This is a genomic window from Immundisolibacter sp., assembly GCF_014359565.1.
GTDB lineage: Bacteria > Pseudomonadota > Gammaproteobacteria > Immundisolibacterales > Immundisolibacteraceae > Immundisolibacter.
Genome location: NZ_JACIZD010000001.1, coordinates 92809 through 111615 on the forward strand (window position 1 = coordinate 92809; position 18807 = coordinate 111615).

Sequence of the window (18807 nt, forward strand, 5' to 3'; positions counted from 1 at the left end):
AGAAACACGCCATGAACCAGCCCCGTGACTTCGAACTGCCGGTCGGCATCCGCCCCGACCAATGCTCGCCCGAGGAATGGCAGACGCGGGTGGAGCTTGCCGCCGCCTACCGCCTGGCCGACCGCTTCGGCTGGTCGATGCTGATCTTCAACCACATCACCGCCCGGGTGCCGGGCAAGGACGATCACTTCCTGATCAACAACTTCGGCCTGATGTACGACGAGATCACGGCCTCCAACCTGCTCAGGATCGATCTGGACGGCAAGCTGGTCGGCGACTATGTCGGCGAGACGCGCGTGAACCGCGCCGGCTACGTCATCCACAGCGCCATCCATGCCGCCCGCCACGACGTGCAGTGCGTCATGCACACCCACACCGTGGCCGGCGAGGCGATATCGACCTGCGCCACCGGCCTGCTGCACGTGAACCAGGACTCGATGCAGCTGACCGGGCAGGTGGCCTACCACGAGTTCGAGGGCCTGGCCGTCGACGAGGGCGAGAAGCAGCGCCTGGTGGCCGACTTCGGCGACAAGAAAGTGCTGGTGCTGCGCAATCACGGCATGCTCACGGCCGGCGCCAGCGTCGGCGAGGCCTTCATGCTGATGTGGCTGCTGGAGCACGCCTGCCGCGTGCAGGTGGCGGCATTGTCGATGGGCCAGCCGTTGCACGGCGCGCCGGAGGTGCTCGGGCGCATCGCCGACCTGGTGCCCACCCAGCAGGGCATCATCACGCCGACCGGCCTGGGCGGACTGCCGTTTCGGTCGCTGATGCGCTGGCTGGACCGGCAGGATTCGAGCTACCGAAACTGAGCTGCGCTTTCACACAGGGAGGAGTGACCATGCCACTGGCCAGATTCGTGCTGATCTTCACCGGCATTTCGTTTTTCGGATATGCCGTCGCCTGCTTTCTGTATCCGGTCGAGGTGGCTGGCCGCTTCACCGGCTACGGCCTCGAAGCCGCCGCCGGGCTGGTCGAGGTGCGCGCCATGTACGGTGGGCTGCAGGCCGGTTTCGGCGTCTTCTGCCTGCTGGCCGGCTGGCGGCGGGAATGGACGGTGCCGGGCCTGACGGCCATCGCCACCGTGATGGGCGGCCTGGTTCTGGCGCGCAGCGTCGCCATGGGCATCCACGGTCCAGCCGGTGCGAATCCGGGCGCCGCCATCTACGAGGGCATCACCACGCTGCTGGCGGTGGTCGCGCTGATCCGCCTGCGGGGGCGCGTGTGATGAGCTGGGCCAGGCGTCTGATGTTTCTGTTGATTGCCGTCAGCGGCGCAGCCGGAGCCGATCCTATGCAAGAGGTTCTCGCCGCCGATGACGCACGCACCGCAGCTCTGATCGCCGCCGACCGGCCGGCCCTGGACCGCACCCTGGCCCGGGAACTGCGCTACGTGCACAGCAACGGCCTGACGCAGGACCGGGCCGAATATTTGGATGCCGCCATCGGCGGCGCCATGCAGTACCGCGTCATCCGGCCGCTGCAGCGGCAGGCGCGCCCGATTGCCGACACGGTGGCGCTGCTGACCGGCAGCAATCACGTTGAGGTCGTTCTGAACGGCAGGCCGCTGCAGGCCGAGGTGCTGTACACCGCGGTTTACGTGCAGGAAGACGGCGCCTGGAAGATGACCGCCTGGCAGTCCACACCCGCCCCGAACTAGAGCCCCACGCGGTGACGACCCTTTCCCTGGGCGCCAGCGCCGCCGGCGTCCCGGTTGACCTGCGGGTCGGCATGGCCAACCGGCATGGCCTGATCGCCGGCGCCACCGGCACCGGCAAGACCGTCACCCTGCAAACCCTGGCCGAGGGCTTCTCGCGGGCCGGGGTGCCGGTGTTCCTGGCCGACGTGAAGGGCGACCTGTCCGGCCTGGCGCAGCCGGCGCAGCCGGGCAAGCGCATCCTGGCCCGCGTGGCCGAGCTGGGCATCAGGGACTACGCGCCGCGCGCCAACCCGGTGGTGTTCTGGGATCTGTACGGCAAGGCGGGCCACCCGGTGCGGGCCACCGTCTCGGACCTCGGGCCGTTGCTGCTGGCGAGCCTGCTGGAACTGAACGACACGCAGACCGGCGTGCTGTACGCGGCGTTCAAGGTCGCGGACGACCAGGGTCTGTTGTTGCTGGACCTGAAGGATCTGCGCAGTTTGCTGGCCTGGGTGGCCGACAACTCGGCCGCCCTGCGCGGCCAGTACGGCAACCTCAGCGGCGCCAGCGTGGCGGCCATTCAGCGTCAGCTGCTGGTGCTGGAAGCGGACGGTGCCGGGCAGTTCTTCGGCGAGCCGGCGCTCGATCTGGCCGACCTGACGCGCACGGATTTCTCCGGCCAGGGCGTGATCAGCGTGCTCGACGCCACCGCGCTGATGCCCCGGCCGCGCCTGTACGCCACCTTCCTGCTGTGGCTGCTGGCCGAGCTGTTCGAGCGGCTGCCGGAAGTCGGCGACCTCGACCGGCCGCGGCTGGTGTTCTTCTTCGACGAGGCGCACCTGCTGTTCGACACCGCGCCCAAGGCCCTGCTGGAAAAGATCGAACAGGTGGTGCGGCTGATTCGCTCCAAGGGCGTCGGCGTCTACTTCGTCAGCCAGAACCCGCAGGACATTCCGGACCCGGTGCTGGGCCAGCTCGGCAACCGCGTGCAGCACGCGCTGCGCGCCTTCACGCCGCGGGACCGCGCCGCCGTGCGGGCCGCGGCACAGAACTTTCGCGCCAATCCGGGGCTGGACGTGGAAAGCACGCTGACCGAGCTGGCGATCGGCGAGGCGCTGGTGTCGGTGCTCGACGCGCGCGGCATGCCAACGCCGGTCGAGCGCACGCTGATCCGCCCGCCGCAGTCGCGCCTGGGCCCGCTCACGCCGGCCGAACGGGCCGAACACATGGCCCGCTCGCCGCTGGCCGGGCGTTACGACACGGCGGTCGACCGCGAATCGGCGCACGAGCTGCTGGCGGCGCGGGCGGCCGCGGCCGATGCCGGCGCGCCGGCGCCGTCCACCGGATCGGCGCCGAGGCCCCGCCGCCGCGAGCCGGACACGCTGCTGGAAACCACCGCCAAAAGCGCCCTGCGCGCCATCGGCAGCCAGCTTGGCCGGCAATTGGTGCGCGGCGTGCTGGGTTCGTTGCTGGGCGGTCGGCGCTAGCGCGGGGCGTGGGGGAGCGCCGGCGCGTGTAGGGAATCTGAATAAATCTGTCCTGGATTTTTCAGCGCCCGCAACCGAAAACCCTTGTGCGCAGCTTTGCTGCGCGATGATCGCCCGGCGCAGCCGGCCTCCCACAGTCCTCTGTGCAGCGTTTCCTTATGTGATCTGGTACCGCTGCGCGTGCGTGTCCAGCAGCTCCTGCTGGGCATTGATGCGCGGGAATGGCGCGTCCGGTACCGGCACGCCCAGGAACGCGCACAGCGGCGCCCAGCCCTGCGCCACGTCATACACCAGCAGGCGCTCGGCCGGCAGGGCGTCCTGCACGGCGCGGTTGTGGCGCTCGAAGACCTCGATCACATGCGCCCGGTCGCCGATGCGGTCCGCGAAGATGCGTTGCTGCACGATGTCGCGCGCCATCACGATCTGCCGCCGGGCCGCCTCGTCGTCCGGCATTCCCGGCGCTGCCATGAAGCGAAACAGCGTGCTGTCGATGCTGTTGAACCAGCGCGCGGCGTCGCGCACGGTGAGAATTACCTTCGCCTGCGGGTAGAACGCCGCCAGTTCGCGCCAGAAATGGCTGGCCGGCCAGTCCACCGCGGCCCGGAAATCACCCAGCAGGCTGTCCCAGTCGTCGCGCGCGCCGGCGGCGAACTGCTGCCACATCGGCCCGTGCTCGATGTGCTCGAAGATGCGCGTCATGTGGTAGCACGGCCCAAAGCCGAGCTGTTCGAGGGCCGCCTTCAGCGACAGCGTGCCGGTGCGGCCCATGCCGGCGCCGATTACTTGCAAGGCCATGATCGCTTGCTCCTTGAATGAACCTCACAACGACCGGCGCCGACCGACGCGCCGGGCGTCACCTGTCCGGGGAATGGTAGGGCATGGCCCGGCCGGCAAAGGCCGCCAGCGCCGTCGCCACGTCGGCAAACTCCTGCAACTGCTGCAGCGTGGCGACTGTCGGCCGGATCAGGTGCAACTGGCCACGCCAGCCGGCATCGAGCGCGTCGGCCGGACGCAGCCAGCGGTAGTCCACCGCCTCCACATCGTCGATGCGCACGCCACCGCAGCCGTTGGCATCGGCGACGAAGAACCAGGTCGCATAGCGGCGCGGTTGCCCGGGCGGCGTGGTCCAGTGGGCCACTTCCACCAGCGCGTCGGGGTTCAGCAGCAGGCCGGCTTCCTCGGCCGCCTCGCGCACCGCCGCCAGCCGCGGCGCCAGGTCGGCGCCACGGTGATGATCGCCCGCGTCGACCCGCCCGCCGGGGAACACCCAGGCGCCGGGCGCGAACACCAGCGCCGGGCTGCGCTGCAGCAGCAGCACTTCAAGGCCGTGCGCACCGTCGCGCAGCGGTGCCACGGTGGCCGCCGGTTGCACCGCTACCGTCATGCGTCGCCGCCGTAACGCAGGCGGTACCAGGCGCCGCCCAGATACTCGTGCAGCGCCAGCGTCGAGCGCGCCAGCGCCGTCGCATCGGGCAGCCAGTCGAGTGCATCGAAGCGGCGCTCGACTGGCACCAGCGTCGGCGCCGGCAGCACGGTAAAACCGACGCGCCGGAACACCGCCGCCGCGCGCGGCAGGTGCCAGGCGTGGCTGACCAGCGCAATGCGGTCTATGCCGTCAGCCGCCAGCATCTGGCGTGCGTAGCGGGCATTGTCGTAGGTGGTCAGCGCGCGGCCCTCCACCCAGCGCGCCCGCACGCCCCAGTCGAGCAGGGTTTCGGCCATGAGCTCGGCCCCCGGCCGGCGGCCGGCCAGCGCCCCATCGGTGACCAGGACCGGCAGCTTGCCTTCCCTGGCGAGCCTGGCGCCGTAGCGCAGTCGCTCCAGTGCCAGCGGCGATACCGTCGCCCCGTCGTAGTCCGCCAGACCCCGCTGCGCGCCCGCACCCAGGATGACCACGGCCTGCGCCGTGCGCAGTTGCTGCACGCCGAGCGGCGCATAGCGGCTCAGCGAATCGAGCAGCGCATCGGCGACGCGGCCGCACGACAGCACCAGCAGCAAGGCCGCGCCGACAACACCGATGGCGCGCACCAGGCGCGGCCGGCGCGCCGCCACTGCCGCCGCCAGCAGTAGCAGCGCGAACAGCCCCGGCGGCTTCAGCAACGCCGCCAGCACCTTGACGGCGTAGAACTCCATCTCAGGCCACGGCGTGCCCGGCGGCCTGCAGGTCGGCGTGGTAGGACGAGCGCACCAGCGGGCCGCTGGCGACGTTGGCAAAGCCCATCCGCCGGCCGCGGGCGGCCAGTTCCGCAAAGGTGTCCGGCGGCACGTAGCGGCGCACCGGCAGGTGGTGCGCGGACGGCGCCAGGTACTGGCCGATGGTCAGCATGTCCACGTCGTGGGAGCGCAGGTCGGCCATTACCGTGAGCACCTCCTCGTCGGTCTCGCCAAGGCCCAGCATCAGGCCGGACTTGGTCGGCAGCTGCGGCAGCAGCGCCTTGCAGCGCTTGAGCAGGTCCAGCGAGCCCCGGTAGTCGGCGCCCGGCCGGGCCGCCGCGTACAGGCGCGGCACGGTCTCGATGTTGTGATTGAACACGTCCGGCGGCGCGGCGGCCAGGATCTCCAGCGCCACGTCGATGCGGTGGCGAAAGTCCGGCACCAGCACCTCGATGGTGGTGGCAGGCGAGCGCTCGCGCACGGCGCGGATGCAGTCCACGAAGTGCCCGGCGCCGCGGTCGGGCAAATCGTCGCGGTCCACCGAGGTGATGACCACGTATTTCAGGCTCAGCCTGGCCACCGCATCGGCCAGGTGCGCCGGTTCGCTCGGGTCCAGTGGGTCCGGGCTGCCGTGCGCCACGTCGCAGAACGGGCAGCGGCGGGTGCATTTGTGGCCCATGATCATGAACGTTGCGGTGCCCTTGCTGAAGCACTCGCCGATGTTCGGGCACGACGCTTCCTCGCACACTGTGTGCAGGGCGTTGTCGCGCAGCAGGGTCTTGACGCGCTGGAAGTTGGGGCTGGCCGGCAGGCGCACGCGCAGCCAGTCCGGCTTGCGCAGCGGCGCGGCGGCCGGCTCCACCTTGACCGGGATGCGCGAGACCTTGTCCAGGCCACGCTGGCCGAGCTTGCGGGAAATGGTCACGGCGGCGTTCCTTGCTGGGTGGGAAGAAGTCAATTCTAGAATCCTCGAGGAACGCTGGATAAATCCATCCCGGATCGCCGAGCGCCCGCTACCGACAAAGCTTGCGGGAGCGCAGCTTCGCTGCGCGATGATCGCCCGGCGCAGCCGGGCTCCCACGGTTTTCCGATGGCTCACACGATCAGCAGCTTACAGTCGCTGATCGTGGCAATGCGCCCCGGCCCTGCGCCAAGCGTTGAATACGTCGACGCTTGCGGCAAGGCAAGCGCCGAAACGCGCGATGATCGCCCGGCGCCGCCGGGCCCTATCCCGGCCCACTTTGCTTCAATCTCCCGGCGTCTGCGGGCACCCACATGGAATCAGACCACCATCACCACCACGGCCCGCTGAGCGACCGGCGCCTGGCGTCGGCCATCGCCATCAACGTCTTGCTGACGGTGGTGCAGGTGGCGGCCGGCGTGGTGTCCGGCTCGCTGGGCTTGATTGCGGACGCACTGCACAACCTGTCCGATGCCGCGTCCATGGGCATTGCGCTGCTGGCACAGAAGATCGCCCGCCGCCCGGCCGACCGGCTGATGACCTTCGGCTACCAGCGCGCCGAGCTGGTGGCGACGCTGATCAACGTGACCGCGCTGTTGCTGGTGGGCGGTTATCTGCTGGTCGAGGCAATCGGCCGCTTTGTGTCGCCGACGCCGGTGCAGGGCTGGCCGGTGGTGATCGTGGCCGGCGTGGCGCTGGCGGTGGACACGGCGACGGCCTGGATCATCGCCGGCGGCGCCCGGGACAGCCTCAATGTGCGTGCGGCGTTCCTGCACAACGTGAGCGATGCGCTGGCGTCGCTGGGCGTGATCGTGGCCGGCACGCTGATCCTGCTGTACGACCTCGTGGTGGCGGATCTGCTGATCACGGTGGCGATTTCCGGCTACGTCATTTATCAGGCCGCGGGGCTGCTGCCGCGCACCGTTCGCCTGCTGATGGGCGCGATGCCGGACGACCTGGAGTACGACGCCATCGTGGCGGCGCTGCGCGCCACGCCGGGCGTGCGCGACATCCACCACCTGCACGTATGGAATCTGGACGAGCACCGCCGCGCGCTGGAGGCGCACCTGGTGCCGGAGGCGGACGACCTGGCCGCCTTCGAGCGTCTCAAGCAGCGGGTGCGCGAGATGCTGCGCGAGCGTTTCAACGTGGAGCACGCCACGCTCGAGCCGTGCATCGCCGACCGCACGGGCGCGCCCATCGTGCGCATGCAGCCGCCGCATCGTCACGACACGCAGGTCAAGCCCAGGGCCGGCGACGCACACTGAAGCGAGCCGATCACCTGACGCCGGACAAGCCCAGGCGCCGATGCCGTCATCGACCACCGTATCGCTGCGGCACAATGGCCCGGACGCCGGTCCGGGGCGACCGGCTCTCAGGGAGGAGATGTCATGGAATCACTCATCGCCGCCACGGCGCTGTTCCTGGGCATGCACTGGATCGTCTCGGGCAGCCCGCTGCGGGCTGTCATCGTCGCCCGCACCGGCGAGGGGCCGTTCAAGGCCGGCTTCGCGCTGATCATCGCCATCAGCATCGCCTGGATGGGCTGGGCCTACGCGCACGCGCCGTATCTGGAAACCTGGGGCACGGCGTCCGCCTTCAAGCCGCTGAGCTGGGTGTTGATGGCGCTGGCCTTCGTCCTGCTCGCGGCCAGCGTGACGGCTAAAAACCCCACCACGCTGGGCGCCGTGCCGCCGGATCAGGTGCAGGCGCGCGGCATCGTGCGCATCACCCGCCACGCCGGCCTGTTCGGGCTTGGCCTGTGGGGCCTGGCGCACTTTCTGGTCAACGGCGACTGGGCCTCGCACCTGCTGTTCGGCAGCTTCGCGTTCGAGGGCCTGATCGCGCCGCTGAACCTGGACCGCAAGTACCGCCAGCGCTTCGGCGCGGCCTGGGAAAGCTTCGCCCGGCAGACCTCCTACCTGCCGTTCGTCGCCATCCTGCAGGGGCGAAACCGGCTGGTGCCCGGCGAGATCAACTGGATCGCCGTGGCGGTGGGCCTTGGCCTGTTCGGGCTGACGCTGGTCTACCACCAGGCGTGGTTCGGGGTGTCGGCGCTGTGAAGCCGGCGGGGCGTCCCTGCCCCGCGGCGGCGCGTCAGTTGCTCACGCCCTGCGCATCGCGGGCGTCGAATACCTGCTCCAGCACCTTGATGCCGTTGATGGCGGTCGGAAAGCCGACATAAACCGCCTGTTGCGAAACGGCTTCGACGATCTGCTCGCGCGTGCAGCCGATGTTCAGCGCCACGTTGGCGTGCAGCTTCAGCTCCAGCTCGGCGCCGATGGCGGTCAGCACCGCCACGTTCAGCAGCTCGCGCGTCCTGGGGTCCAGCCCCGGGCGGGACAGCACGTCACCGAGCACGAACTCCATGGCCTGGCGCGCCATGTGCGGCGCCACCTTGTTCAGGGTGTTCATGACCGAATCGGTCACGCTCGGGCCCTTGGAAAACTCGGCGATCTTGGCCTGGCCCATCTGGTAGCGGACTTCGTTGACGTAATCGGCGTTGTCGGACATGGGTTTCTCCTGTGCGTTTTCTGCTGACAAAGGCGCCACCCGGGCACCTGCCGCAACTGTGACACGAAGCAGTCGGACGCACAGCCATTGCGCGCGCCGGCGCTGACGATGGAACTATCCCCCCGGCGTTTCGATCGAAGAAGCTGTCGTCATGGCGACGACCTACCTTCCCTCACGAAAGATCAGGAGTCCAAGCACACCATGAAACGCGCAACATTCTTGTCAACCATCCTCGCCACCGGCACCCTGGGCGTGGCTACCCTGGCGACAGCACCCGCCCTGGCTGCAAGCGAAGGCGAGGGCTGGACGGGGCCCAAGGCCTACGTCGGTGCCGGCGGCAGCTTCGCCAAGATCGACGATGCCAAGGTGCGCGACAACGACGTCAACACCGGCGACCTGAGCGACTTCGATGACGACCACGTCACCTGGCAAGCCTTCGCCGGCGTGATGGTCACGCCCTGGCTGGGCGTGGAAGCCGGCTACCTGGACCTGCCCAAGTACGAGGACAACGGCTTCGAGATCGACGGCCACGGGTACACCGCCACGGCCTTGCTGGCGGCGCCGCTGGGAGACCGCTTCGAGGTCTACGCCAAGGGCGGCCGGGTGTGGTGGGATGCGAAGGCGGATGGTCCAGTCGGCTTCGACGCCGACGTCGACGGTAATGACTGGGTGTACGGCGCGGGCCTGAACGTCGGCCTGGTGCCGCACCTCAGTCTGCGTCTGGAGTACACCCGCTACCAGCTGGATGGTGACCGTGCCGAGGCCGACCTCGACCTGGCCACAGCAGGCCTGCAGTATCAGTTCTGATGGATTGACGCATCGGCCGATGGCGTCTGCACCATGCCCGCGCGGGGCTGGTGCAGACGCCTGCGCCGAACCCTCTGCCCCGGACTCTCCGCCACCACCAACACCAAAGGTCTGGATAGTCTCCAGGCCCTTTTTTTCTTACATCCCCGCCTGGCGCGCAGTCCCGGGCGTCTGCCCGGCGGGTCGCAGGCCTGCCAGAAGCGCCGCACCGGGCCGATTTCCGGCTATCCAAGTCTCTTTTTGTTCCATTGTTAGTCGCAAGGCGGAACTGCGCATTTACGCGAGTTTTGCGTGGCCTCTGCGCCGTCAGCTGTGCCTACCGATTGGCCGACAAATCGCTACACATCGCACTGTGCGACCACCTGCAGCTGCTCGATCCAATCCTGAAGCCGGCGCGGGCTTCAAGCGTTCCCGTCAAAACCGTTCCCGAACAAGGGGTAACGCGCAAACCCCGCAACGGCGCCATTTTTCCGGCTTCCGGCGGTTCATCACTAAAAACACAGGGTGAGTATCGGGAATGCTCCCCTCCCTCGATGCCAATGGGTGGCCGGGCACGGGAACGATGCCCCCAGCCGGAGGACACGGCCCAACAGGGCAAGTCTGGCGGCAATGACGTAATGAGGTAATGGTCGAGGCGATTAGCGTATTGATATGTAAAAATAAAACCGGTCCGCCACTGACAGATGCCACCTCCCTGATAGTGTCTCGGGACCACAACGCGGAATCCAGAAATGCGCACAGTGACAGGCATCCGTCCGGCCGAGCCCGGCCGTCGGGCAGTCGATGACGCCAACAACCCGCGCCCACCGTCTGGTTCGATTCCCGGCGGCAGCTGGCGTGCATGCTGTCGGACGAGAACCGCGCGCTGCTGCGCCTGATGCGCGCGCTGCAACCCAATCCCGCACGGTGCTGGAGCTGGCCGAGTGGTCCGGCCCCGCGGCCAGCAATGTGTTGCGCACTCTGCGTCACCTGGAGCGCCACGGCCTGGTCAAGCAGCACCACGAGCCCAGACACCCGCGCCGTGCGCCCGGAAGCACTGGCCACCGAATTCTTGATCGTGTTGGATTGATGGAGAAGGAGAATGAATAAAAGTCAGCAGGAGTGCGCCGTTTGAGCCAGGAAGGCCAACTCCTCGACCAAAAATCCTTGCGGTCCGTGACCGGCAAGAGCGCCGACTGGAACGAGCTGGTCAAGGATTGCATCGCCTTCGCCAACGCGACGGGCGGTCGTTTGCTGCTCGGCATTGAGGACGGCCAGAACAAGCCACCCGCAGGCCAACGGATTCCTGCCGATCTTCCGGACACCATCAGGCGCAAGATTGCCGAGCGCTGCGTCAACGTGGCCGTGCTTCCGGATGTCGTTACCGCAACCAATGGCGGTCAGTACATCAACCTCGCCATTCCCCGGGCCATCGCGGTGGCATCGACCACCGATGGCCGCTACTTCCTGCGCCTGGCCGACCAGAGCAAACCTGTCACGGGTGACGACGTGCTCCGATTGGCGGCGGAGCGGGGGGCTCTACCGTGGGAAACACAGACCACGCTGCAGGTGCCCAGATCAGCTACCGATCCGGACAAGCTCGGCAAGCTGGTGAATGCGCTGAGGGCATCCGACCGCGTCAAGCCGTCCGTCAAGGAAAAGTCCAATGACGAACTGCTCGATCATTACCAGCTCGCGCAAGGTGGCTACCTGACCCACCTGGGCATCCTTTGTCTGGGACAGCAGCATCAACGTGCGCAGCTGACCACCGCCCCAGTGATCCAGTTCATCAAGTACGACGAGCGCGGCCAGAAGGTCAACAAGCTGGTGTGGGACGACCACACGTTGAATCCGATGGAGCTGATTGAGGTCGTCTGGCTGGAAGTGCCTGATTTTCGCGAGCGCTACGAATTGCCCGATGGCCTGTACCGCCAGAACGTGCCCGCCTTCGACGAGGTGGTGGTACGCGAGCTTCTGGTCAACGCGCTGGTGCATCGTCCCTACACCCAGCGCGGCGACATCTTCCTGAATCTGCACCCGGATCGACTGGAAGTGGTCAACCCGGGTCCGCTGCCGCTGGGCGTCACGCCGCAAAACGTGCTGCACACCACCGTGCGCCGCAACGAACATCTGGCCCGTCTGTTCCACGATCTGAAGCTGATGGAGCGCGAAGGCAGTGGCTTCGACAAGATCTTTGAGGTGCTGCTGTCGCAGGGCCGCCCGGCGCCGGAGCTGATCGAAACTCACGACCGCGTGCAGGTCACGGTACGCCGCCGCATTCTCAAGCCCGAGGTCATCGACTTCATCGCCAAGGCGGACCAGACCTACCAGCTCACCCAGCGCGAACGCATTGCCTTGGGCTTGCTGGCGCAGCACGATGCCATGACCGCCCGGGAGTTGGCCGCTGTGTTGGAGCTGCCTACGGTCGAGGCACTGCAACCGTGGATCAAGCGACTGCTGGAATGGGAGCTGATACGCAGCGCGGGCCGCACGCAGGCCACACGCTATTTCGTCGATCCGGGGCTACTGCGCAATCTCGATTTCGCCGGGGAAACGACCCTGAAGCGGATCGAACCGCACCGGCTCGCGGCCTTGATTCTGGAAGACCTGAAGCGCTACCCAGAATCGGCCATCGGCGATATCCGTCAGCGCATCGGCAGCGAAATCCACCCCAGGCAGGTCAAACGTGCGCTGGACGGCCTGGTCGACAAGGGCGACGTGCGCTTTACGGGTGACAAGCGCTGGCGACGCTACTGGGCGGTGTCATGAAAAGCCTATCGGACAGGCTGCGTCCTATCGGCCATGGTCGGGCAATAGAAAGTGGACGATAAACTCACAACGATCAAACAAATCAAAGGCTTATATAGATCACCATGGTTGTCTCGTGGTCGATAGCGGCACCACAGCCCCCCCCGCATTCCAGGACTTACGCATGAGTGCAGGCTTTCAGCAAGTCGCCAATTTCATAACGAAATCAAATCACGCGTCGGCGCACTGCGGGAACGCCAGCAAGGCATGGTCACATGCAGCATGCCTCCGTCTGCTGGGAGGTGGCGCGTGATCGCGGCCCAGAAAAAAAGGCCGCTGATTCGCTACGCGGGTTCAGCGGCGGAAACCTCGATAGGTTCAAAGCCGATAGGCAGTGAACTCGGCGTGAGAATGTATTCCGAACGGCCCCTTTGTCTTAGTCGAGCCGAGCTGGCGTTGGCTACAACCGGCGTCTATCTGCCCGGCTCGCGCCAAACCGCCGCGCCAAACGCACCTCTCCGCCGTGCCGCAGAGGGGATGACCCACGAACAGGACGGTTGGCCTCCGCGCCGCGAGCAATCTCGAGTTGTGCGGATCTACGACCTGCATTTCGCGTTGCGAGCCCGCCACGCCAACGAAGCGCTGATCCCGGCGACGCTCAAGCGCGTGTTCTGCGGGGCCCACTGAGTGCAGTTCGTCCGCCGCGGCCCCGACATCCCGGAACGCCTGCTGCAGGCGCACGAGGACGGGCACGTGGTGTTCTTCTGCGGGGCGGGCATCTCCTACCCCGCGCGCTTGCCGGGTTTTGATGGCCTGGTGAAGGAACTCTATGCTGCGTTGGCCCCCACGCCTAACGCGGTGCAGCAAGCGGCAATCAAGGCTAAACAGTTTGACACTGCCATCGGCTTACTGGAAGACAACATCATCGGCCGTCGCAAAGAGGCCCTTGTTCGGAAGGCGCTCGCTGAAATCCTCACCCCGGATCTCACAGCCGCGAACGCGACGGTGGCCCACGAGTCGTTGCTGACGCTGAGCAAGTGCCGCAACGGCCACACTCGCCTCGTCACCACCAACTTCGATCGTCTGTTCGAGGAGGTGATTGCGGCGAAGTCCCTGCCCATCGAGCGGTTTCAGGCGCCGCTGCTGCCGGTGCCGAAGAACCGTTGGGACGGACTGGTCTATCTGCACGGCCTGCTCAGCGCCACGCCGACCGCGAGCGAGCTGGATCGGCTGGTCGTCTCCAGCGGTGATTTCGGATTGGCCTATCTCACCGAGCGCTGGGCGGCGCGTTTTGTCAGCGAACTGTTTCGCAACTACACCGTGTGCTTCGTCGGCTACAGCATCAACGACCCGGTACTGCGCTACATGATGGATGCCCTGGCCGCCGACCGCCTGCTCGGCGAATCGCCGCCGGAAATGTTCGCCTTCGGCAGTCACACCAAAGGCAAGGAGGATGAGCGCGCCAACGAGTGGCGGGCCAAGAACGTCACGCCCATCCTCTACCGCGAACACAACAGGCACGCCTATCTTCACAAGACCCTGCGCGCCTGGGCCGAAACCTATCGCGACGGCGTGCGCGGCAAGGAGCGCATCGTGGTCGAGTGCGCCATGGCCCGGCCCTTGGCCAGCACCCGGCAAGACGACTTCGTCGGCCGCCTGTTGTGGGCGTTGAGCCATTCGGGTGGCCTGCCGGCCAGACGCTTTGCCGAACATGACCCGGTGCCATCACTGGATTGGCTGGAGCCCTTGAGTGAGGAGCGCTACCAACACGCCGACCTGGGCCGCTTCGGCGTCCCGCCCGAGACGACCGTGGATGCCAAGCTCGCCTTCAGCCTGACCCGCCGGCCTTCGCCTTATCCTCTGGCGCCGGTGATGTGTTTGGTCGATGCCGGCGCGCATGGCAGTCGCTGGGACAAAGTGATGTGGCAACTGGCGCGCTGGCTGATCCGTCATCTGGACGACCGGGACCTGTTGCTGTGGCTGGTCAAACGTGGCGGTCGGCTGCATGACGATCTGGTCTGGTTGATCGAACGCCGTCTGGACGAGTTGGCTAAACTCGAGCGCGAGGGCAACACGGCGGAGTTGGCACGGATTCGCGCGAACGCACCCAACGCGATCCCCGGTCCGTTGATGCGCACCTTGTGGCGACTGCTGCTGACTGGGCGCGTCAAATCAAGGCTGCGCGACTTCGACCTGTATCGCTGGCGCGACCGTTTCAAGCGCGATGGCCTTACCGCTACCCTGCGCCTGGAACTGCGCGAGATGCTGACACCACGCGTATCGTTGCACGAGCCGTTCCGCTTGACAGCCGAGGACGGCGAAAGCCGCGAGCCAGAGCGCATCAAGGATCTGGTGGAATGGGAGATCGTGCTGTCGACGGATCACGTCCATTCCAGCCTCCGCGATCTGCCCGAGGATGAGCGCTGGACCGCCGCATTGCCGGAGCTGCTGTCCGATTTCACCGCCTTGTTGCGCGATGCGCTGGATCTCATGCGCGAGCTCGGCAGCGCGGAGGACAGAAGCGACCTGTCCTACATACGTCAGCCCTCGATCAGGGAGCACCCACAGAACCGGGGCTTCCACGGCTGGACTGCATTGATCGACCTCAGCCGCGATGCTTGGCTGGCCACAGTGGCGCAGTCGCCAGCACGGGCAGCGCTGGTCGCGCAGTCCTGGTGGCACACGCCCTATCCGCTGTTCCGGCGTCTCGCCTTCTTTGCCGCCGCACAGGACAACGTGATACCCCGTCGCCAAGCACTCGACTGGCTGCTGGCGGACGAACACTGGTGGCTGTGGTCAGTGGAAACCGAACGGGAAGCCATGCGCCTGCTGGTGGCGCTGGCGCCGCACCTCAATGGGGTAATGCTGCGAAAGCTGGAGCAAGCCGTACTCGCCGGGCCTCCGCGAGACATGTTCAAGGATGACGTCGAGCCCGAGAGCTGGACCTGGATTGTGGAACATGAAACCTGGCTGCGGCTGGCAAAAATGGCTGAGGGCGGTTCAGCCTTGGGCGCTGACAGCAGCGAGCGGTTACAGGCACTTTCGGCACAGTATCCGGAGTGGAGGCTGGCAGAGGATCAGCGCGATGAGTTTCCTTACTGGATGGGCGACGGCGACGAGTGGCGCAAGTTCGTAACCACACCGCGTCGTCGCCGTGAACTGATCGAGTGGCTCAGGCAGCAACCTAGCACAGATCATTGGCGGGAAGACGACTGGCGACAGCGCTGTCGCGACAACTTTGCCACGACCGTTTGCGCCTTGTGCGCCTTGGCCGGGGAAGATGTCTGGCCAACGAATCGTTGGCGCGAGGCCCTGCAAGCCTGGTCAGAGGAAAAACTCCTGAAGCGCTCCTGGCGTTACGTGGCACCGGTGTTGATCACTGCGCCCAACGATGTGCTGCAAACGCTCGCCCACGGCGTTGGCTGGTGGTTGCAGTCCATCGCCAAGACCTTCGAAGGCCACGAAGCACATTTCTTCACGCTCGCTCGCCGTATCCTGGCGCTGGATCAGCAAGACAGCGCCGATACCGACGACCCCGTCAGGCGCGCCATCAACCATCCCGTGGGCCACGTCACCGAGGCACTGCTGCGCTGGTGGTATCGACGCTCGCTGGATGATGGACAAGGCTTGCCCGAGGAGCTCAAGCCCACGTTCACCGAGCTTTGCGATACCCGGATGGACAAATTTCGGCATGGCCGCGTATTGCTGGCAGCGCATGTCATCGCGTTGTTCCGCATCGACGGGGATTGGGCGACGCGACACCTGTTGCCGCTTTTCGACTGGCAGCGCTCGGAAGCCGAAGCACGTGCGGCGTGGGAAGGCTTCTTGTGGTCACCGCGCCTGTACCGTCCTCTGATGGAAATGCTCAAGCAGGCCTTCCTCGACACCGCGCGCCACTATGCGGTATTGGGCAAGCACGACGGGCAATACGCATCGCTGTTGACATTCGCCGCGCTCGACCCAGGTGACACCTTCACCATTCCAGAACTGGCAGCCGCTACACGCTCACTACCGCCGGACGGTCTGCACGAATCAGCGCAAGCTCTGGTCAGCGCGCTGGAGGGCGCGGGCGATCAACGGGCCGACTACTGGACCAACCGGGTCGTCCCATACCTCCACGCCATATGGCCCAAGACCCGGGACCATATTTCACCCGCCATCGCCGAAAGCCTCGGCCGCCTGTGCGTGGCGGCACAGGATGCGTTCCCCGCAGCCTTGGCGCTGCTGCGCGCCTGGCTGCAACCACCGGCCCATCCCGACTACCTGGTGCATCGTCTTCATGAGGCCGCTCTTTGCGGCAGGTTCCCTGAACAAGCCCTCGAGTTCCTCAGCCTGGTGACGGGGGATCAGGCCGAATGGCCGCCTAGCGACCTCGGCGCTTGCCTTGACGCGATACGGACAGCCGCGCCGCAACTTGAGGCTGACCCGCGCTTTGAACGGTTGATGGCATACCTGCGCCAGCATGGCCGGGGATGAGGTGGTGTCTTTGGCGGGCGCGAGTTCTCCGGAAACTCCGGAAAGCTGCGCCCCCAACCGCAACCCTCCAGCGATGCCAGACAGTTACCTACCCGCAGGTTCGCGGGAATTTGCACCCGTTCGCAACGGCCCGAAATGGCTGACCGAGGGACCATTTCTGCGATCAACCATCCGCCAGAACGGTTGCCACGCGTGACCGTTCCACAGCGTGCAAGACCGCTGAGCAACCCGCAGCCCGGCCTGCGTAGCGGTTTGAATGGCGACAGCACGCCCCCTGTCGACCGCTTCCCGAGCGCCGCTGCCACAGGCGCACGCCGCGCCTTGAACCCACTGCCCGTACACCGGCACACTGTGCTGCGCCCGGGCGTCTGCGGGGCAACCGGCCAGCGGTTCGCGTCCGGCAACCTCACGCCCGCGGTGCCGATTCGAACGCCCGCCGCAGCCACAGCCGAGCCTGATCCCGATGCCAATCCGCCTGCTACTCGGCCTGCTGCTGTGCTGCGTCGCCGGCGCGCGCGCGCAGCCGGAGGTACTGCCGCGGCCGGCGGCGCTGGAGCCGGCGGTGCGCTTCTGGAGCCGGGTGTTCAGCGAGGTCGACACGCGCAGCGGCTTTCTGCACGACGATCGGCACCTGAACGTCGTCTACGAGACGCTGCGCTGGTCCGGCGACCTGGATCGCGGCGCCCGCCAGGCGATGGTCGAGCCGCAGCGACTGGCGATCCAGAACATCCTGCTGCGTCTGGCCGATGGCGACGCCGACACCTCCGATCCCCAGGTGCGGCGGGTGCGCGCGCTGTGGCAGGGCGCCTCGCCCACGCAGCTGCGCGAGGCGGCGGGCCGGGTGCGCTTTCAGCTCGGCCAGGCCGACCGCTTCGCCGCGGCGCTGCACCGTTCCGGCACCTGGGAAGACCACATCCGCCGCACGCTGGGCCAGTACGGTGTGCCGCAGGAAATCGGCGCCCTGCCGTACGTGGAATCGGGCTTCGATCCGCTGGCCGGCTCGCACGTCGGGGCGGCCGGCCTGTGGCAGTTCATGGCCAGCACCGGGCGGCTGTTCCTGCGCATCGACAACTACGTGGACGAACGCTACGACCCGCACGCGGCGACCGTGGCGGCGGCCAAGCTGCTGCGCGGCAACTATGACGCGCTGGGCACCTGGCCGCTGGCGCTGACCGCCTACAACCACGGCCGCGCCGGCATGCGCCGGGCCGTCGACAGCATGGGCACCGACGACATCGCGACGCTGATCGAGCGCTACGACGGCCCGGCCTTCGGCTTCGCCTCGCGCAATTTCTACCCGACCTTCCTGGCGGCCCTGGAACTGTCGTCGGCGCCCGAGCAGCACTTCGGACCCATCGTGAAGGCACCGGCGGCGCAGATTCGCGAGGTCACACTGCCGTCCTACCTGCCGCTGCGTGCCGTCGAGCAGGGACTGGGCGTGGATCGCACCACGCTGCGCCTGCTCAATCCCGCCCTGCGCCGCACGGTGTGGGACGAGACCGGGTTACTGCCGAAAGGCTACGACTTGCGCCTGCCGGCGACCACCACCAACGCCGACCGGCGCATCGCCGACATCGGGCGCCGCGCTGGCCAGGCCGCGCCGCTCACCGAGCGTCGGCACCTGGTGCGCCGCGGCGAAACGCTGAGCGGCATCGCCGCCCGCAACGGCCTCAGCACCCGCCAGCTCGCCGCCCGCAATGGCCTGAAGCCGACCGCGCAGCTGCGCATCGGTCAGGTGCTGAAGGTGCCGGTCGGCGCCACCGCGGCGGCGCGCTGAACGGCGCCTTGCAAGGCGGCGCCGAAGTTTTTGGAGCCGCAGGACGGACATCCGGCAGCGCACCGGAATTCCGGACGGCTCATACCTACATGATTCGCAGATTGCTTCCGCCAAACAGCCCGATCAGACCGATGATGATCAGATAAATGGCGACGATGTAGTTCAGCAGACGCGGCACTATCAGAATGAGAATGCCGGCAATCAGCGAAACGAGTGGGCCGAGACTGAGCGTCACGTTCATGTTCATCTCCTCGGGTCAGGCTCAATGA

The 18807-nt window shown here is 67.0% G+C and carries 17 protein-coding genes; 11 read left to right on the forward strand and 6 right to left on the reverse strand.

What is annotated here, in order from left to right; all coding sequences use genetic code 11:
* Nucleotides 1–11 precede the first annotated feature (11 nt).
* The 4 genes from H5U26_RS00435 to H5U26_RS00450 all read left to right on the forward strand — a co-directional run bounded on the left by H5U26_RS00435 (nt 12) and on the right by H5U26_RS00450 (nt 3122).
* On the forward strand, nt 12–809 hold the full coding sequence (locus H5U26_RS00435; protein WP_290615620.1) for a class II aldolase/adducin family protein: 798 nt from the start codon (nt 12–14) through the stop codon (nt 807–809).
* 29 nt (nt 810–838) lie between these two features.
* Nucleotides 839–1225 carry a DUF4345 family protein gene (locus H5U26_RS00440; protein WP_290615621.1) on the forward strand — a complete coding sequence of 129 codons (387 nt, stop codon included), beginning with the start codon at nt 839–841 and terminating at the stop codon, nt 1223–1225.
* 65 nt (nt 1226–1290) lie between these two features.
* Nucleotides 1291–1656, forward strand: coding sequence for a nuclear transport factor 2 family protein (locus H5U26_RS00445; protein WP_290615622.1), 366 nt, complete (start codon nt 1291–1293; stop codon nt 1654–1656).
* Nucleotides 1657–1667: 11 nt separating this feature from the next.
* A complete protein-coding gene (locus H5U26_RS00450) occupies nt 1668–3122 on the forward strand; it encodes a helicase HerA-like domain-containing protein (RefSeq protein ID WP_290615623.1) in 1455 nt (484 codons plus the stop codon).
* Between the two features lie 156 nt (nt 3123–3278).
* Here H5U26_RS00450 and H5U26_RS00455 read toward each other — a convergent pair whose 3' ends face one another.
* From H5U26_RS00455 to lipA, 4 genes are read right to left on the reverse strand one after another with little or no spacing between them, the layout of a single operon-like run.
* Entirely contained in the window at nt 3279–3917 is a 639-nt protein-coding gene (locus tag H5U26_RS00455; RefSeq protein ID WP_290615624.1) for a sulfotransferase family protein, read from the reverse strand.
* A gap of 58 nt (nt 3918–3975) precedes the next feature.
* Complete coding sequence (locus tag H5U26_RS00460; protein ID WP_290615625.1) at nt 3976–4506, reverse strand: NUDIX domain-containing protein; 531 nt, start codon at nt 4504–4506, stop codon at nt 3976–3978.
* Nucleotides 4503–5255 (reverse strand): YdcF family protein, encoded by a 753-nt coding sequence (locus H5U26_RS00465; protein WP_290615626.1) that lies wholly within the window; start codon nt 5253–5255, stop codon nt 4503–4505. The genes H5U26_RS00460 and H5U26_RS00465 overlap by 4 nt, the downstream gene beginning before the upstream one ends.
* Before the next feature lies 1 nt (nt 5256).
* On the reverse strand, nt 5257–6234 hold the full coding sequence (gene lipA, locus H5U26_RS00470) for a lipoyl synthase (protein ID WP_366055855.1): 978 nt from the start codon (nt 6232–6234) through the stop codon (nt 5257–5259).
* Between the two features lie 317 nt (nt 6235–6551).
* Between lipA and H5U26_RS00475 the strand changes: the two genes are divergently transcribed.
* Both H5U26_RS00475 and H5U26_RS00480 read left to right on the forward strand, forming a co-directional pair.
* Complete coding sequence (locus H5U26_RS00475) at nt 6552–7505, forward strand: cation diffusion facilitator family transporter (RefSeq protein WP_290615628.1); 954 nt, start codon at nt 6552–6554, stop codon at nt 7503–7505.
* Between the two features lie 123 nt (nt 7506–7628).
* Nucleotides 7629–8300: an NnrU family protein gene (locus tag H5U26_RS00480; protein ID WP_290615629.1), complete on the forward strand. Its 672-nt coding sequence runs from the start codon at nt 7629–7631 to the stop codon at nt 8298–8300.
* A gap of 34 nt (nt 8301–8334) precedes the next feature.
* On the opposite strand, the gene H5U26_RS00485 is transcribed toward H5U26_RS00480, so the two are convergent.
* A complete protein-coding gene (locus H5U26_RS00485) occupies nt 8335–8751 on the reverse strand; it encodes a carboxymuconolactone decarboxylase family protein (protein ID WP_290615630.1) in 417 nt (138 codons plus the stop codon).
* Nucleotides 8752–8952: 201 nt separating this feature from the next.
* Here H5U26_RS00485 and H5U26_RS00490 point away from each other — a divergent pair, with 201 nt between their 5' ends.
* The 5 genes from H5U26_RS00490 (at nt 8953) to H5U26_RS00510 (ending at nt 18538) form a co-directional block, all read left to right on the forward strand.
* Entirely contained in the window at nt 8953–9558 is a 606-nt protein-coding gene (locus H5U26_RS00490) for an outer membrane beta-barrel protein (RefSeq protein WP_290615631.1), read from the forward strand.
* A 1110-nt stretch (nt 9559–10668) separates the two neighbouring features.
* Complete coding sequence (locus tag H5U26_RS00495; protein ID WP_290615632.1) at nt 10669–12306, forward strand: ATP-binding protein; 1638 nt, start codon at nt 10669–10671, stop codon at nt 12304–12306.
* Nucleotides 12307–12594: 288 nt separating this feature from the next.
* Nucleotides 12595–12972, forward strand: a complete 378-nt coding sequence (locus H5U26_RS00500; RefSeq protein WP_290615633.1) for a hypothetical protein — start codon at nt 12595–12597, stop codon at nt 12970–12972.
* The gene (dsr1, locus tag H5U26_RS00505; RefSeq protein WP_290615634.1) at nt 12973–16761 is read left to right on the forward strand and encodes an anti-phage defense-associated sirtuin Dsr1; all 3789 of its coding nucleotides are present in this window, start codon (nt 12973–12975) and stop codon (nt 16759–16761) included.
* Between the two features lie 463 nt (nt 16762–17224).
* Nucleotides 17225–18538, forward strand: coding sequence for a lytic transglycosylase domain-containing protein (locus tag H5U26_RS00510; protein WP_290615635.1), 1314 nt, complete (start codon nt 17225–17227; stop codon nt 18536–18538).
* 85 nt (nt 18539–18623) lie between these two features.
* Here H5U26_RS00510 and H5U26_RS00515 read toward each other — a convergent pair whose 3' ends face one another.
* The gene (locus tag H5U26_RS00515) at nt 18624–18779 is read right to left on the reverse strand and encodes a DUF3096 domain-containing protein (RefSeq protein WP_290615636.1); all 156 of its coding nucleotides are present in this window, start codon (nt 18777–18779) and stop codon (nt 18624–18626) included.
* Nucleotides 18780–18807: the final 28 nt, after the last annotated feature.

Excerpts from the sequence above, each read along its gene's own strand:
- H5U26_RS00435 (WP_290615620.1), top strand. The coding sequence starts at position 12 with ATGAACCAGCCCCGTGACTTCGAACTGCCGGTCGGCATCCGCCCCGAC.
- H5U26_RS00440 (WP_290615621.1), top strand. The coding sequence starts at position 839 with ATGCCACTGGCCAGATTCGTGCTGATCTTCACCGGCATTTCGTTTTTC.
- H5U26_RS00490 (WP_290615631.1), top strand. The coding sequence starts at position 8,953 with ATGAAACGCGCAACATTCTTGTCAACCATCCTCGCCACCGGCACCCTG.
- H5U26_RS00455 (WP_290615624.1), bottom strand. The coding sequence starts at position 3,917 with ATGGCCTTGCAAGTAATCGGCGCCGGCATGGGCCGCACCGGCACGCTG.
- H5U26_RS00445 (WP_290615622.1), top strand. The coding sequence starts at position 1,291 with ATGCAAGAGGTTCTCGCCGCCGATGACGCACGCACCGCAGCTCTGATC.
- H5U26_RS00480 (WP_290615629.1), top strand. The coding sequence starts at position 7,629 with ATGGAATCACTCATCGCCGCCACGGCGCTGTTCCTGGGCATGCACTGG.
- H5U26_RS00485 (WP_290615630.1), bottom strand. The coding sequence starts at position 8,751 with ATGTCCGACAACGCCGATTACGTCAACGAAGTCCGCTACCAGATGGGC.
- H5U26_RS00515 (WP_290615636.1), bottom strand. The coding sequence starts at position 18,779 with ATGAACGTGACGCTCAGTCTCGGCCCACTCGTTTCGCTGATTGCCGGC.
- H5U26_RS00475 (WP_290615628.1), top strand. The coding sequence starts at position 6,552 with ATGGAATCAGACCACCATCACCACCACGGCCCGCTGAGCGACCGGCGC.
- H5U26_RS00460 (WP_290615625.1), bottom strand. The coding sequence starts at position 4,506 with ATGACGGTAGCGGTGCAACCGGCGGCCACCGTGGCACCGCTGCGCGAC.
- H5U26_RS00510 (WP_290615635.1), top strand. The coding sequence starts at position 17,225 with ATGCCAATCCGCCTGCTACTCGGCCTGCTGCTGTGCTGCGTCGCCGGC.
- H5U26_RS00465 (WP_290615626.1), bottom strand. The coding sequence starts at position 5,255 with ATGGAGTTCTACGCCGTCAAGGTGCTGGCGGCGTTGCTGAAGCCGCCG.